The organism is Rhodococcus sp. ACPA4, from assembly GCF_002300185.1.
Lineage (GTDB): Bacteria > Actinomycetota > Actinomycetes > Mycobacteriales > Mycobacteriaceae > Rhodococcus_F > Rhodococcus_F globerula.
This window is the reverse complement of record NZ_NSDY01000002.1, coordinates 239,292-253,435: the sequence shown is the minus strand read 5'-3', so window position 1 is coordinate 253,435 and position 14,144 is coordinate 239,292. Positions and strand designations below refer to the sequence as shown.

Annotated in this window: 16 protein-coding genes; 10 read left to right on the top strand and 6 right to left on the bottom strand. The window is 60.8% G+C overall.

Features of this window, described 5'->3' with window-relative positions; translation table 11 throughout:
- Positions 1-88 precede the first annotated feature (88 nt).
- The 4 genes from CJ178_RS24425 to CJ178_RS24410 all read left to right on the top strand — a co-directional run bounded on the left by CJ178_RS24425 (position 89) and on the right by CJ178_RS24410 (position 3,704).
- On the top strand, positions 89-922 hold the full coding sequence (locus CJ178_RS24425; protein WP_080711649.1) for an ABC transporter ATP-binding protein: 834 nt from the start codon (positions 89-91) through the stop codon (positions 920-922).
- Positions 919-1,749 carry an ABC transporter permease gene (locus tag CJ178_RS24420; RefSeq protein WP_045068522.1) on the top strand — a complete coding sequence of 277 codons (831 nt, stop codon included), beginning with the start codon at positions 919-921 and terminating at the stop codon, positions 1,747-1,749. The genes CJ178_RS24425 and CJ178_RS24420 overlap by 4 nt, the downstream gene beginning before the upstream one ends.
- Positions 1,746-2,543: an ABC transporter permease gene (locus tag CJ178_RS24415; RefSeq protein WP_033232428.1), complete on the top strand. Its 798-nt coding sequence runs from the start codon at positions 1,746-1,748 to the stop codon at positions 2,541-2,543. The genes CJ178_RS24420 and CJ178_RS24415 overlap by 4 nt, the downstream gene beginning before the upstream one ends.
- 78 nt (positions 2,544-2,621) lie before the next feature.
- Positions 2,622-3,704 (top strand): ABC transporter substrate-binding protein, encoded by a 1,083-nt coding sequence (locus CJ178_RS24410; RefSeq protein ID WP_033232660.1) that lies wholly within the window; start codon positions 2,622-2,624, stop codon positions 3,702-3,704.
- A gap of 2 nt (positions 3,705-3,706) precedes the next feature.
- Here CJ178_RS24410 and CJ178_RS24405 read toward each other — a convergent pair whose 3' ends face one another.
- Together CJ178_RS24405 and CJ178_RS24400 are read right to left on the bottom strand one after the other, a co-directional pair.
- Positions 3,707-4,063, bottom strand: coding sequence for a hypothetical protein (locus CJ178_RS24405; RefSeq protein WP_095888206.1), 357 nt, complete (start codon positions 4,061-4,063; stop codon positions 3,707-3,709).
- Between the two features lie 138 nt (positions 4,064-4,201).
- Positions 4,202-5,098 carry a helix-turn-helix transcriptional regulator gene (locus CJ178_RS24400; RefSeq protein ID WP_033232431.1) on the bottom strand — a complete coding sequence of 299 codons (897 nt, stop codon included), beginning with the start codon at positions 5,096-5,098 and terminating at the stop codon, positions 4,202-4,204.
- A 250-nt stretch (positions 5,099-5,348) separates the two neighbouring features.
- Here CJ178_RS24400 and CJ178_RS24395 point away from each other — a divergent pair, with 250 nt between their 5' ends.
- From CJ178_RS24395 to CJ178_RS24380, 4 genes are all read left to right on the top strand, one after another.
- The gene (locus CJ178_RS24395) at positions 5,349-6,533 is read left to right on the top strand and encodes an MFS transporter (protein ID WP_051730371.1); all 1,185 of its coding nucleotides are present in this window, start codon (positions 5,349-5,351) and stop codon (positions 6,531-6,533) included.
- Positions 6,534-6,579: 46 nt separating this feature from the next.
- Positions 6,580-7,623, top strand: a complete 1,044-nt coding sequence (locus tag CJ178_RS24390) for an NAD(P)-dependent alcohol dehydrogenase (protein WP_095888205.1) — start codon at positions 6,580-6,582, stop codon at positions 7,621-7,623.
- Positions 7,624-7,732: 109 nt separating this feature from the next.
- On the top strand, positions 7,733-8,245 hold the full coding sequence (locus tag CJ178_RS24385) for a cyclophilin-like fold protein (protein ID WP_095888204.1): 513 nt from the start codon (positions 7,733-7,735) through the stop codon (positions 8,243-8,245).
- A 145-nt stretch (positions 8,246-8,390) separates the two neighbouring features.
- Positions 8,391-9,491: a PQQ-dependent sugar dehydrogenase gene (locus CJ178_RS24380; protein ID WP_095888203.1), complete on the top strand. Its 1,101-nt coding sequence runs from the start codon at positions 8,391-8,393 to the stop codon at positions 9,489-9,491.
- A 334-nt stretch (positions 9,492-9,825) separates the two neighbouring features.
- Here CJ178_RS24380 and CJ178_RS24375 read toward each other — a convergent pair whose 3' ends face one another.
- The 3 genes from CJ178_RS24375 to CJ178_RS24360 all read right to left on the bottom strand — a co-directional run bounded on the left by CJ178_RS24375 (position 9,826) and on the right by CJ178_RS24360 (position 11,400).
- On the bottom strand, positions 9,826-10,329 hold the full coding sequence (locus CJ178_RS24375; RefSeq protein WP_080711651.1) for a TspO/MBR family protein: 504 nt from the start codon (positions 10,327-10,329) through the stop codon (positions 9,826-9,828).
- Between the two features lie 45 nt (positions 10,330-10,374).
- A complete protein-coding gene (locus CJ178_RS24370) occupies positions 10,375-10,644 on the bottom strand; it encodes a DUF4235 domain-containing protein (protein ID WP_095888202.1) in 270 nt (89 codons plus the stop codon).
- A gap of 129 nt (positions 10,645-10,773) precedes the next feature.
- Positions 10,774-11,400: a hypothetical protein gene (locus CJ178_RS24360; RefSeq protein ID WP_051730361.1), complete on the bottom strand. Its 627-nt coding sequence runs from the start codon at positions 11,398-11,400 to the stop codon at positions 10,774-10,776.
- 273 nt (positions 11,401-11,673) lie between these two features.
- Here CJ178_RS24360 and CJ178_RS24355 point away from each other — a divergent pair, with 273 nt between their 5' ends.
- Together CJ178_RS24355 and CJ178_RS24350 are read left to right on the top strand one after the other, a co-directional pair.
- Positions 11,674-12,198: a hypothetical protein gene (locus tag CJ178_RS24355; RefSeq protein WP_095888201.1), complete on the top strand. Its 525-nt coding sequence runs from the start codon at positions 11,674-11,676 to the stop codon at positions 12,196-12,198.
- A gap of 186 nt (positions 12,199-12,384) precedes the next feature.
- Complete coding sequence (locus CJ178_RS24350) at positions 12,385-12,819, top strand: cupin (protein ID WP_045068504.1); 435 nt, start codon at positions 12,385-12,387, stop codon at positions 12,817-12,819.
- Here CJ178_RS24350 and CJ178_RS24345 read toward each other — a convergent pair.
- Positions 12,808-14,013: a cytochrome P450 gene (locus tag CJ178_RS24345; RefSeq protein WP_095888200.1), complete on the bottom strand. Its 1,206-nt coding sequence runs from the start codon at positions 14,011-14,013 to the stop codon at positions 12,808-12,810. The genes CJ178_RS24350 and CJ178_RS24345 overlap by 12 nt on opposite strands.
- Positions 14,014-14,144: the final 131 nt, after the last annotated feature.

Here is a 14,144-nt window from a genome sequence, read left to right as displayed (position 1 = left end):
TCGGATGCGTCCATCTCACCACGCGAGTGCGACACGAACTCGCACCCGCGGCCGCAAGCCCCTCACACAGCAGTGACGAGCAGGCAACATGCCTGCAATCGAACCTTCGTACTGTGCGGAAATGACCAGTCCCATCACCACACCTCGTCCTCTCGGAACAGGTCTCGACATATCGGGCCTCGGTAAGACCTTCACGATGGGACGGCGGTCGGTGACCGCATTGACCGACGTCTCATTGCAGACGAGCGAGGGAACTTTCCTGTCCCTGCTCGGGCCGTCCGGCTGCGGTAAGTCCACTGTCCTGCGCATCCTCGCCGGACTCGACACTCCGAGCGCGGGAACTGCGCTGGTCAACGGGCAAACGCCCGCCGAACTGACAAAACGCCGGGAACTCGGAATCGCCTTTCAGGATTCTGCTCTCCTCCCGTGGCGGACCGTGACTTCCAACATCAAGCTGCCACTCCAGGTCGCCGGAATCGATCCGGACCCGGAGTTGATAGCCGATCTGATCGCTCTTGTCGGCCTCGAAGGATTCGAGAAGGCAAAACCCGCTCAACTCTCGGGCGGTATGCGTCAACGCGTCTCGATCGCTCGCTCGCTTGTCGTCAAGCCGAGTGTCCTCCTCCTCGACGAACCATTCGGTGCGCTCGACGACATGACCCGCCAACGTCTCAACATGGAACTACTTCGAATCTGGACCGAGAAACCGGCGACAACGTTGATGGTGACTCACGGCATCTCGGAGGCGGTGTTCCTCTCGGATGTTGTTGCCGTCATGAGTCCTCGGCCCGGACGTGTCCTCGAAGTTGTTCCCATCGATCTCCCTCGTCCGCGCACCCCCGAGATGATGCGTACGCCCGAATTCCACGCGATCCACGACTACCTGTCGGGTCTCCTGTTCGGAAAAGCAGGCGTTGCATGACAATTACCGATATCGAAAATGTTGCCACCGCAGCTGCAGAACCCATTCCGACGAGGCGGCGGGGCTTCACACGTCCCACCTGGCTCGGCGGCGCCATCGGAATCTGTGGGCTGATAGCAATCTGGTGGATTCTCGCGGCTGCCGGCGTTGCGGGCGGCACGATCCCCACACCGTGGGTTGTGATCTCGACGATGTTCGACGACGGTTGGGCGCTCTACGGCCCCAATTTCACTGTCACCGCTTACGGCGCCTTACAAGGCTTCCTGTGGGGAAACCTGCTGGCGATCACCCTGGCAGTCTTGGTTGTTCTCATCCCACCGATCGAGAGTCTCGCCACTCAACTTGCGATCCTCAGCTACTGCACACCACTGCTCGCCCTCGGCCCGATCATCCTGGTGGTCTTCGGTGGACGGACCCCGACGATCTTCCTGGCGGCGATGTACTGCTTCTTCACAACCATGGTCGGAACTCTCGCCGGCCTACGATCCGCCGACAAAGCGAGCCTCGACCTGGTCGCCGCGTACGGCGGTGGGCGCTGGCAGAAGTTCACCAAAGTACAACTGGTGAGCGCACTTCCGAGCACATTTGCCGCTCTCAAGATTGCCGCGCCGTCGGCTGTCCTCGGCGCCATCCTCGGTGAGTACCTCGGCGGTGTCGACAGCGGAATCGGAGTTGCCTTGACGGCCGCACAATCGTCGTACAACGTCCCTCGGACGTGGGGAATGGCTATCGCCGCAGCTCTGCTCGCCGGCCTGGGATACGCCCTCGTTGCCGCGGTCGCAAAGATCGTGACACCGTGGACGTCGGCTCCGGGAGCACAGAAATGACCGCGGTACGAGGAACATTCAGATTCCTCGCTCCGATCGCCATTGCGTCCGCACTGCTGCTCGTCATCTGGGTCGTCTTTCTCAACGCCTTTCCCCAAGTCGGACCGCGCGTGGGAAAAACACCGGCCGATGTATGGGAATACCTGTTCTCCGGACCTAAATCCGCTGACGCGAGGGCCGGAATCCTCGACAATCTGCTCATCACCCTGCGCGATGCGGGTGTCGGATTTGCCGTCGGAATGACGGCCGCGATTGTCGTAGCCTCGATCTTTGTCGTATCCCGCACCGTAGAACAGACATTCATGCCGGTAGCGATGCTGCTGCGGTCCGTGCCGCTCGTCGCGATGACCCCGATCATCGTGTTGATCTTCGGACGCGGAATCGTCGGCGTCACAGTAATGGTCGCCATCGTCGTATTCTTCCCCGCACTGGTCATGATCATGGTCGGATTGCGGGCAGCGCCAACGCAAGCTCAGGACCTCATTGCCGCATACGGCGGGAGTCGTTGGACTGCACTGCGAATGGTGTCGGTTCCCTCGGCACTTCCCGCGGTGTTCGCCGCCGCGCGCGTCTCCGTACCCGGAGCACTGATCGGAGCGCTGATCGGCGAGTGGCTCGGTAGCGGTCAAGGCCTGGGATCGAGCATGATCAAGGCGATTCCGCGCTACCAGTACAACGAGTTGTGGGCGTCCATCGTGGTGATCACGGTCGTGTCGATCATCCTTTACGCCATTGTCGGAATCTTCGAGAACCTCGCTCTGTCCCATTTCGGTCCTTCGGCAGGCAAAGCGTGAGAACTGTTAACACAACCTCAACAAATATTGTCCGCCAAGCAAACTCGACGAAATCGACTGCCCCTAGTGTTCCGGTTCATGACGCCTTTCAAGCCCGTCCGCCAGGTGGACCGCCGAGCTTTCTTCCGTTACTCCGCACTGACCGGCATCGCTGTGGCAGGCAGCGCGTCATTGCTCGCCTGCAGTAGTGACTCCACAGCCTCGAGCGGTGGCACCTCCGACGACGGATCCGAATTCGGAACTGTTGCAGTGCAATTGTCCTGGATCAAGAACATCGAATTTGCCGGTGAATACTTCGCCCTCGACAAGGGCTACTACAAGGACGCCGGATTCGGGAACGTCGAACTTGTTGCGGGCGGCGCCGCCGGCACCGGTGTCGAAGCCGGATTGGACACCGGCAAGGTGTGGATCGGCATGTCAGCTCCGCAGCTCACCGCTCCCGCTGTTCTCGACGGACTCGAGGCGAAGATCGTCGGCGCAACCTTCCAGAAGAATCCGTTTGCGATAGTCAGTTCCGCTGCAGCACCGATCAATTCGCCGCAGGATATGATCGGCAAGAAGATCGGTGTCCAGGATTCCAATCAGCTGGTCTTCGGCGCTCTCCTGGCCGCGAACGGGCTCACCGAAAGTCAGATGACCATAGTGCCCGCTCAATTCGACCCCAGCCCACTGGCGAACGGCGAGGTAGACGGTTGGGTCTCCTACGTCACCAACGAGCCGATCACCCTGGCGGCAAAAGGTTTTCCCAACGCCCACTTCCTGTTCGCGGACTACAATCTGCCACTCGTAGCCGAATCGTTCACCGTCCTGCAATCGACCATCGACAACGAGCGAGACAAGCTCAAAGCCTTCCTGAAGGCCGAAATTCAGGGCTGGCGCGACGCTGTCGCTGATCCCGCAGAATCCGCCCGCCTCGCAGTCGAGGTGTACGGCAAGGACCAGAACCTCGAACTCGAGGAACAGACCAAGGAAGCGACCGCACAGAACGATCTTGTGGTCTCGGCCGACACCAAGGCAAACGGATTATTCACGATGACCCCGGCATTGATCGAACAGAACATCGCGGCATTGGCCAAAGCCGGACTGGAGATCTCAGCAGATCAACTGTTCGACCTGTCGATCCTCGAGGAGGTGTACGCCGAGAACCCGGATCTCATCTGACGCTACTGACCGAAGGTGAACCGCAGGTTCGCGTTGATCAGTGTGTTGATCCGTTTGCGCAAGCGGACAACCTCGGACTCTGTCGGGACCGGATCCTCCACGAACAACGTCCAACACAGTGTCGTACTGTTGCCGACCGCCTCGATGTCGAAACGGATTATCGCATCGGGGCGGTCGGGCCAGATCGAAGACCAGACCACCAACTCCGGTTCAACCGCCTCGATAATCCTCGGCTCAATCTCGTTGTCCCGCAAATCGAGCCAGTGCCGAACCGGCTCCCGATGCGGATCGATCAGAGCTTCGAACAAGAACCGCGCGGGCGGCGGCTGACTCCGGCGTCGACTCGCAACTTTGTGCATCACGCAATCCTACTGACGCCCGGAGCCGACGTGAGGCGTGTCAATCAGGGATCAGCGCGAACCGAGGTCGCCGGCTCTGTCCCAGACTTGACCGACTATCGGTGTGCGATCCGGTATGTAGCAAAGTGCATCCCGGAGTCAGTGGCCGGTGGATTCCTTTGCCGGCGAAGCGGGAACCGGAGCACCGTATTCGCTGGCAGCCCATGAGGCGAGCAGTCGCAGCGCTTGTTCGGATCCGGAGCCCGGCTCTGCGGAGTAGATGGTCAGTGTCAGGCCGGGTTCGGCCGCCATCTCGAGGCCCTCGTACGCCAGGGTGAGTTCACCGACAACTGGGTGGTGGAAGGTCTTTGACCCGGTGCCGTGGTGTCGGACATTGTGTGCACTCCACCGACGACGAAAGTCTTCACAACGGGTGCTGAGCTCGCCGATGAGGTCGTGAAGTTCCTTGTTGTGTGGGTCGCGGGCGGCTTCGGTGCGCAAGATGGCAACCGTCACCTCGGCAAAGAGGTCCCAGTCGGGGTAGAAGTCTCGTGCCCGCTCGTCGAGGAAGGTGTACCGGGCGATGTTCGGCGGCTGGCCCGGCATGTCGTAGACGTCCCCGTAGAACGCGCGGGCAAGCATGTTGCCGGCAAGGATGTCCATGCGTCCGTTGCGGACAAATGCCGGGCCGGCGGTGATCGCGTCGAGGGCCCACTGCAGACTCTGGTGCGGCAGCCACGTCTTCGAATTGCGGCGCCGCGGGGGCCTGGCCACGGGACTTGCTGCATGGGCGAGATCGAACAAATGCGCACGCTCGGCATCATCAAGGCACAGTGCCTTGGCGAGACTGTCGAGCACCTCGGGTGAGGCGCCGCTAATTGCGCCGCGTTCTATCCGTGTGTAGTACTCGATGCTCACCCCGGCCAGGGTCGCGACCTCACTGCGGCGAAGCCCCTCGACCCGCCGGTTGGTTCCCGCTGGGAGTCCGACCTGTTCCGGAGTGACCAGGGCGCGACGTGAGGTCAGGAATTCCCGGACTTCCGCTCGATTGTCCATGTCTCGACGCTAGTCGAGGTCCCGGTGTCGAGGGAGTCCCTTGTAGTACCCCCACCAACCGGGACTCCCACCTGTGCGCAATGAGTGGTGTGCTGGTGATCGAGAGACGAAGGTCTCGCCTGCGACTTTCAGCGGCCGTCCACAAGGAAGAAACGAACCCACCTTGAATTCAGACACCGAGTCGATCGAAACCGTAAGCGTACTAACGCAATCCACTTCCAACGACGGTATCGCCGAGCCAACCACATCGATGCCGGCCAGACTCGTGGACTCGTCGTATCCACACGGCCGCCTACCGTTGCATGCACTGCTCGTCATGGCGCTCATGGGGTTCATCCTCATCACCACCGAAACGATGCCCGCCGGGCTCCTGCCGCAAATCGCGGGCGGCCTCAACATCGCCGAAGGGACCGCGGGACAGCTGGTCAGCGCCTACGCTCTGGGTACCGTGGTCCTCACCATCCCGGCCATAGCATTCACCCGCGGCATGCGACGCAAACCTGTGTTCCTCGTCGGCATCCTGGGATTCCTGATCGCCAACACCATCGCCGTGTTCTCCCCGGATATCGCGGCGACGTTGACGGCGAGGTTCGCAGCCGGCGCTTTCTCCGGTCTGGTGTGGGGAATGCTCGCAGGATATGCACGCCGCATCACCGCCCCGGAACTTGCCGGGCGAGCCCTCACCATTGCCTCGATCGGCACACCCCTCGGCTTGGCCATAGGAACGCCTTTCGGATCGTGGCTGGGCACAACATTCGACTGGCGCTGGTCTTTCGGAGTCATCTCCGTATTGACTATTGTCACCGCCGTCCTCGCACTAACGATCGTTCCCGACGCCCCAGGGCAACCTGCGGAATCACGCGTCCCCCTCGTGCGGGTGTTTGCCATTCCCGGCGTCACCGTCATACTCGTCGTCATTTTTGCATGGATGCTCGCGCACAACACGCTCTACACCTACATCGCGACCTATCTACGGACCGCGAATGTGCCGATCTCCGTAGACGTGGCTCTGATGGTGTTCGGGGTTTCCGCACTGATCGGCATCGCGATCACCGGCGCCCTCATCGACCGTGTCCCTCGGCCACTGATTTTAGGCAGCCTCTTCCTCTTCCTCACCGCAGGTGTAGTTTTCGTTGCCGGAAGCCACTCGCCCGCTGCGGTGCTCGTCGCCGTTGTTCTCTGGGGAGTCGCCTTCGGCGGCGCGGCGCCACAGCTGCAAACAGCCATCAGCGCAGCAAGCGGCGAGAACGCAGACATCGCCAACTCCATGCTCGGGGTCGCGTTCAATGTCGCCATCTTCGCGGCCGGAGTCCTGGGTGCCGTACTCGTGAGCACCTTCGACGGAATGGCCCTGCCTTTCCTCATGATCGGGCTCACCGCAATCGCCGTCTCCATCGCATTCACTGCCCGCCGCACAGCATTCCCCGCCCGATAGCCCACCGTCACACTCATCCGACTGACCACACACCAGGAGATAGAACATGCACACCGTCACCGCCTACGCCGCCCCGTCTGCAACCGAACCCTTACGCCGCACACACATCGAACGCCGCGACGTCGGCCCGAGTGACGTGCTCATCGAAATCAAGTACGCCGGAATCTGCCACTCGGACATCCACACCGTCCGCGGCGACTGGGGCCCCCAGAACTACCCCCTCGCCCCCGGCCACGAAATCGCCGGCATCGTCACCGAAGTGGGCTGCGCCGTCACAAAGCACGCCGTCGGTGATCGTGTGGGTGTCGGCTGCATGGTCAACTCGTGCCGCGAATGCGTCAACTGCCGTGGCGGCGATGAGCAGTACTGCCGCGAAGGCAACATCGCGACCTACGGCAGCGTGGACCGCGACGGCACGATCACCCAGGGCGGGTACTCCACCCACGTCGTCGTCGACGAAGACTTCGTCCTTCGCGTTCCGGTGAGCATCGACCTCGCAGCGGCCGCCCCACTGCTGTGCGCCGGCATCACCACCTACTCACCACTCGAACATTGGGGCGCCGGCCCCGGCAAGAAAGTTGCCATCGTGGGGATGGGTGGACTCGGCCACATGGCCGTCCAGATCGCACACGCGCTGGGGGCCGATGTCACCGTCCTGTCCCAGACGCTGAGCAAGAAGGACGACGGCTTGCGTCTAGGTGCAGATCACTACCACGCCACCAGTGACCCGGCAACGTTCCTCGATCTCGCAGACACCTTCGATCTGATCGTGAACACCGTCAGCGCACAAATCGATATCAGCTCCTACCTGAAGTTGCTGACGCTCGACGGTTCCCTTGTCAACGTCGGCGCACCGCCGGAACCGCTTCCGGTGAATGTATTTTCGCTGATCCTGGGGCGACGCTCCTTCGCCGGGTCTGCGATCGGCGGCATCCGCGAGACCCAGGAAATGCTCGACTTCTGCGCCGAGCACGGCATCGCTCCCGAAACCGAACTCATCGCCGCCGATCAGATCAACGATGCCTACGAACGCGTCCTTGCCTCCGATGTTAGGTACCGGTTCGTCATCGATACTGCGACCCTCGTCTAGACCCCACGTTTCCGGTGTGGCCGGAGGGCAGAACTTCGGCCACACCTAGGCGATGGTCCCGTTCACTGCGGGCCGAACCTGTGAACTGCAACCGAGAAGAAGGAAATCGATGCGACGAAAGCTCCTCATCACAGGATCAGCGGCAATCGTGTTCGCCGCCGCCGGATGCACGACCCCTGCGGGGCCCGCCTCCTCGACGTCGGCAATTTCCGCCACCTTCCCACCTGGCATCGCTTCTGCTAGCAGTTCTGCCGAAGGAACCGTAGTGCGCTTCACCTCGGGTGAAACTGCAGTCGACGTCACGATCGAATCGGACAATCCCACAACCCGTGATTTCCTCTCGATGCTTCCACTCACATTGTCAGTCGAAGAATTCGCGGGAAGGGAAAAGATCAGCCAACTGCCCCGAAAACTGGAGACAGACCGCTCGCCTGGATCCGACCCCGAGGACGGTGATCTCATCTATTACGCACCGTGGGGGAATATCGGCTTCTACTACGACACCGACGGCATCGGCTACTCGGATCAGACCATTCACCTGGGCACCTACGACGGATCCGTCGAGCAGCTGAGCCGCCTCGAGGGCGGAGACGTCACCGCCGAAGTGGTCCACCAGCAGTAGATACCGAGCCAACAAACTTCTGCCCACGGGCACAGGCTGCCAGATGTGCTGAACCCCGAGAGATATTTCGCCACTATTGACGTGACGGCGACACCCATCCTGACCATCCACACCGACCGCGAATCCGCGGCAAACATGGAGAGCTATGACCCGCACATCATCCCGGTACACATTTATCGCCGCAGGACTCACTGTGGGCGCTCTCCTTGCCTCGTGCACCGCGCAGCCCATACCCTCCGCGACGACCTCTACTTCCTCTCACTCAACGGCGCACCCGTCTCTCGGGACATCCGTGCCCTCCCACGTCACGACAAACCTGCAAGCCCCGTGGTCGGTGGTGTTCCTCGACGGCACACCCCTGGTCAGCGAACGCGACAGCGCGCGAATCCTCGAACTCGCAGAGGACGGCACCGCACGCGAAATCGGAACGGTCACAGGCGTCACCGGCAGCGGCGAAGGTGGTCTCCTGGGTATGGCGGTCGACGATCAGAGTCGGCTGTACGCGTATTCCACAGCATCGAGTGGAAACCGCATCCAGCGGTATTCCGTGACCGGAACAGCCGGATCACTCTCGCTCGGCGAACCACAGACCATCATCGATCAGATCCCGGCCGCCGGATGGCACGACGGCGGACGGATCGCGTTCGGCCCCGACGGAATGCTGTACGCCGCAACAGGTGATGCCGGACAGCGCGGCACCGCGCAGGACCCAGCCTCCCTTGCCGGGAAGATTTTACGGATGACCCCCGACGGTGATGTCCCCGAAGACAACCCGTTCCCGGACTCACTCACCTACAGCTACGGGCACCGCAACCCTCAGGGTCTGGCCTGGTCTGACGACGGAACGATGTTCGCCACCGAATTCGGACAAGACACCTGGGACGAACTGAACATCATCACCCCCGGCGGCAACTACGGGTGGCCTACTGTCGAAGGCATCGCCGACACCGACGGTTTCACCGACCCCGTACAGCAGTGGGAGCCCAGCGAGGCCAGCCCCAGTGGCATGGTCAACATTGAAGGGACACTGTTCATCGCCAATCTCCGCGGTCAGGTCCTGCGAGCTGTCCCGAGCGCCCACCCTGCCACTTCGACCGACTATTTCAGCGGCGAGTACGGCCGCATCCGCGATGTCGCCGAGTCCCCGGACGGGGACCTGTGGCTCATCACCAACAACACCGATGGCCGCGGCGAACCGGGTCCCGAGGACGACCGCATCCTCCGTGTGCATCCAAGCATGCGGTAAGAGGCATCGTCAGCCGGCAACCTGACCCCACCCGCAACCGGTTCGAGAATGATTCCGTAGCAACGGATCTGGATTGAAATCTTGAGCATCAGCACTGTCGTACGGCGCAATCGCTTCGTGTTCCATACGACTTGTCGCCGCGAATCAGAAGCATCCCCAACCATCTGCGCCGTCACCGTCCCGATCAACGTAGAAAACGTGTTCCTGGCGCTCTGATGGCACCGAAGAAGGTGAGACGGGTTTCTGAGACACATTACGATTCCAAAACTGTTGCAGTCGATTTCGCTCCACTCCGGCGTCGACTAGCAACTTTGTGCATCTCGCAATCCTACTTTTAGCGATTGTTTCTCCAGATTGCAGCAGAGAGGACTGTGGCGAACGAGCACCACAGCGGATACGGAACCAGTGCAAGGCCCGCAGAGCGGTCGACGCGCCCAACTCGCATCGCCAGATCAGAACTACTGACAGCTAGGGCTGCCGCGATGACGGGTGCAGCAGCGAGTCGATGTGAGCGAAAGAAGACCCAACTCCAGCCTGCATTGACGGCGAGGTTAGCGAGTAGTGCAAGTGCCAACCTTCGTTCATCGGCACGGTCTCCCTCCTCTTGGAGTCGATCAAGTGCAATGGCGGAACTGACAGCAATATCGGCATACAAGGCGGTCCATACGACCGGAAAAACAACGGCCGGCGGTTGAAATGCCGGCTTGCGCAAGTTCCTGAACCACGATGTTTTTTCGGGGCTACGGCCGGCCGCAGACCCGACGAGAGCCGTGAGGGTGGTAAACGCTCCGGTCCTCGCCAAATTCTTCGGAAGCCGGTTCAGTAGCTGTTCGCTCATCAATCTATCCCTACCGTCGTCGGTGTGGTCGCGGTGAAGCCGAAGTCAGACCGGATTCTCATGTGCGAGTGCGCGGTAGCCTTTTGCACCCATGCGATCCACTGCCGCTTTGACCACTGCAAAAATTGCTCCCTGCAGTGCTGCGGAAATGAGAACCTCCTTGCTTGACCTGGTCAGATCGTGCGGGTCAGGCGCTTCGCCCTCGTGCGCGACACGCTTCCAAACTTGTTGAAACACAGCACCGGCGGCGATTCCGCCGAGAACACTCGTTGCGAGCGAAAGTGGAGTGGCAGCAATTCGCTGAGCGTGCTCCATGGCGGGATGATCGATCCACTTCCACTGATGACTATGTTCGACAAGCAGATTCAGCTTCGCCTGGGACAGGCAAACGGCAAGAAATGGGTGGACGGCATCATGCCTTCATGATGCCGTCGAAGTTTGCCGTCATGGGGCTGGTGTATCTGCAACGTGCGTATCTGCGAGTCGCTGCGCGCGTCGCACGTCTCGATGACTTCGCAGGGAAAGACGCCCGACAGCGACCGCGCCGAAAAACAGGATCACCGCACCGAGGCCTTCGAAGAACGCCAACTGTTGCAATGCCTGAAATCCGGGCCGGGTTGCTGTCGGGCTTCCAGGGTCTCCGATGTGCAGCACGGGCGCCAGCACCGGTCCGACGATGAACCATGCGCCGCCGACAACACCGAGCCACGCGCCGAAGCCGGCGACGGCGCGGTTGGCGCTGAACAAGAGCAGGATCCCGCCAACCACGGTCACTGCACCCGGCAACACTTCGAGCCAACCCCGAGCGGAAGTCCAGGTCCACGCCTCATCCGGCGTGAAAGAAAACGAGAAGTACGGACCCACAAACGGTATCAACGCTCCCCAGAGTCCAAGCAGAATCAGGGCCAGGCCACTGACAGCACCACGGGTGCGAGGCACCCACATCCGACCAGGCGTTGTTTCTCGAACCGGCACCGCCGCGCGATCAGAGGCTGCGTAGTCATTTGCCGGGGCTGCATCGCCTGCAGACGATTCATGCCTCTCGTGCCGAGATGCATTCTGACGAAACATGATTCCACTCCTTGTCGTGCGCGAACCAGGGGCCGCTCGATCAAGTCCCGACAAGTCGCGCGCGACTGTAGTATCGACGGATACACACGGCTAGTTGCTCTACCGCGATCACCACTCTCGGAATACCCTGAAGCCACTGTCGGCAAACGAAGAATCAGCAAGCACAATCCCACATATGCCGTGCTCCACGCATAAATCGGCGCCACCGCGTTCAGCTGATCGCGAGCATCTCGCGAAGGAAAACACTGCACACAGCATCAAGGAAGGGCGAACATGTTCGGAAATCGATCTCGATCATCCGAGGAACACATCGCCACGGCCTACCTGGTCACACACCTCTGTGGTGCAATGTTGGGTCTACAGCTCGCGAGATCGCTTGTCGACTCCTACGGATCGTGGGCGGAGGGACGGCTGGATTCGCTGCCGAACGAATTGGAGTACGAAATCGGACAGTTATTGCAACTGATCGAAGACACTCAGGAAATTTCGCTACCTCGCTATCCGGTGATCGATGCGGGATTGAATCGGATGAGAAAACTTGTTCACATCGATGCACTGTGGCAGTCCCGTCTCGTCAAACTAGCTGCCCTGGAAGTCATGCGAACCGCGCTCTGCGGAAAAAGTGCGATGTGGGAAGTTCTGCGCGATATCCCGGCCGGCGAGACCGAGGACCAGCATCGCGAACTCAATGCACTGGTATCCAAGCAGATTTCCACGGTGACGGATCTGCACCACCGTGCCGCAACTGATGCGTTCAATCGTCCCGACTCGGAAAAGTCCCACACCGAGCACGGGTAACACCACGGACATCACCTCGGAGGCAACGTTCCGGACGAGGAACGGGTTTGCCGAAACAGAACTTCACGTACCAACTGCGTTGTCCGCGTAATACTCCTGACTGTTTACAACCACAGTCCCTAATATCCGACAATTCAAGCATTGCCGGGGGACACTCATGAGCACACCCATTCGAGAGGCCTGCTCATGCGTATACGACATCGAGTTCTACTTGCTCTGACTGCAGCATGCGGTCTTGCGGTGACTCCCACCGTCGCGTCGGCGACACCGAGCACCGGGGTGCACGGTGAAATCCTCGGGCAGGTGACGTTCGGCGACAAGGACTATGTGCTGCGCAAAATCACTGTCGACCCGGGTGGATCCACCGGCTGGCACTTCCACGACGGTGTTCTGTACGCCGCCGTTGCCGGCGGCACCTTGAGCCACTACCGATCCGATTGCTCGGTCGACGGCATCTATCAGACCGGTAACACCCTCATCGAACCGAGCGGATCGGATCACGTTCACATCGGCAACAATTCGCAGACCACTCCCCTGGTTCTCCTTGTCGTTTACGTCAACCCCACGGGCAGTCCCTTGTCCGAGGACGCGGCAGCGCCCAACTGCCAACTACCCGGGTAGCGGATTGGCGAGCGGGAATCGTATTGGCATCGATTCGATGCCGGACACGAAGTTGGCGGCGCGACGCGGTAGTGGTGCGTCCGTCGCCAGTTCCATCCCCGGTAAACGCTGGAAAAGCTGCTCGAACATGATCGTTCCTTCCAGCCTTGCCAGCTGATTACCCAAGCAGAAATGCGTGCCGAACCCGAACGCGACGTGTGGGTTCGGTGTCCGACCGATATCGAACTGCGGCGCATCCACGAACACAGCGTCGTCGAAGTTCGCCGACTCGAAGAGCAGCAGCATCTTCTCTCCCGCTTTCAGACGCGCACCGAAGAAATCCGTGTCGCGGGTAAGTGTGCGGGCCATGTTCTTGATCGGCGACGACCATCGCAGCATCTCTTCCATCGCCAACGGAATCATCTCCGGGTCGGCGGCCAGCGTTCGGTACTGATCGGGGTGGCGCAGTAGTTGTTCCATCCCTCCGCTGAGCACGTGGCGCGTTGTTTCGTCGCCGCCGATCAGAATCAACAACGACTCGTTGACAATTTCCTGGTCCGACAGCGCCTCTCCGTCGATCTCGCTGTGAATCAACGTGCTGATCAAGTCGTCTGCTGGGGCTGACCGACGCTCCCTGATCGTCCGGGTCATGTACTCGGTGAAATCGACGTACGCCGCCATCATCGCCTGAAGTTGCTCTGGGGAAGCGTTACTACCCAGCGCTTTCACCAAATCGTCCGACCACCGCAGGAACACCGCACGTTCTTGCGGACGCACACCGAGCATGTCTCCGATGACCGCCATCGGCAACGGCGCGGCAAGATCGGCCACGAAGTCCGCTTCCCCGCTCTCACAGACAGCGTCGATCAACTGGTCACAGATCTGTCGAATCCGATCGCGTTTTGCTTCGACCTTCCTTTTGGTGAATCCGGCATTGACGAGGCGTCGACGCGTGAGGTGCTCTGGATCGTCCATGTCGATCATCTGCGGAAGCGGACCGGTTTCGGGTCTGATGCCGCCGGCATTGGAGAACAACGCAGGGTCTCGCTCGGCCGCGATGACGGCGGCGTAGCTTGCAGCGGCGGTGATGCCGTTCGCGCTGTCTCGGTACACGGGTTCGTGCTCACGCATCCACGCGTATGCGTCGCGCACATCGCCGAGATCACCGGAATAGAAGCGCCCGTCGATCAGGTCGAAGTTCGGCCGATTCGCCATCTCGCCGTCCTCTCTCGAGAAACCCTTGCCTCAACAAGTAGAACCTGTTCCTATAGAGCTCGGGGCGTTATTGCCGAAGTTCTTCGGCGCACCTCGATCCGTGTACACCGCGCAGACGACAACCGGGAGAT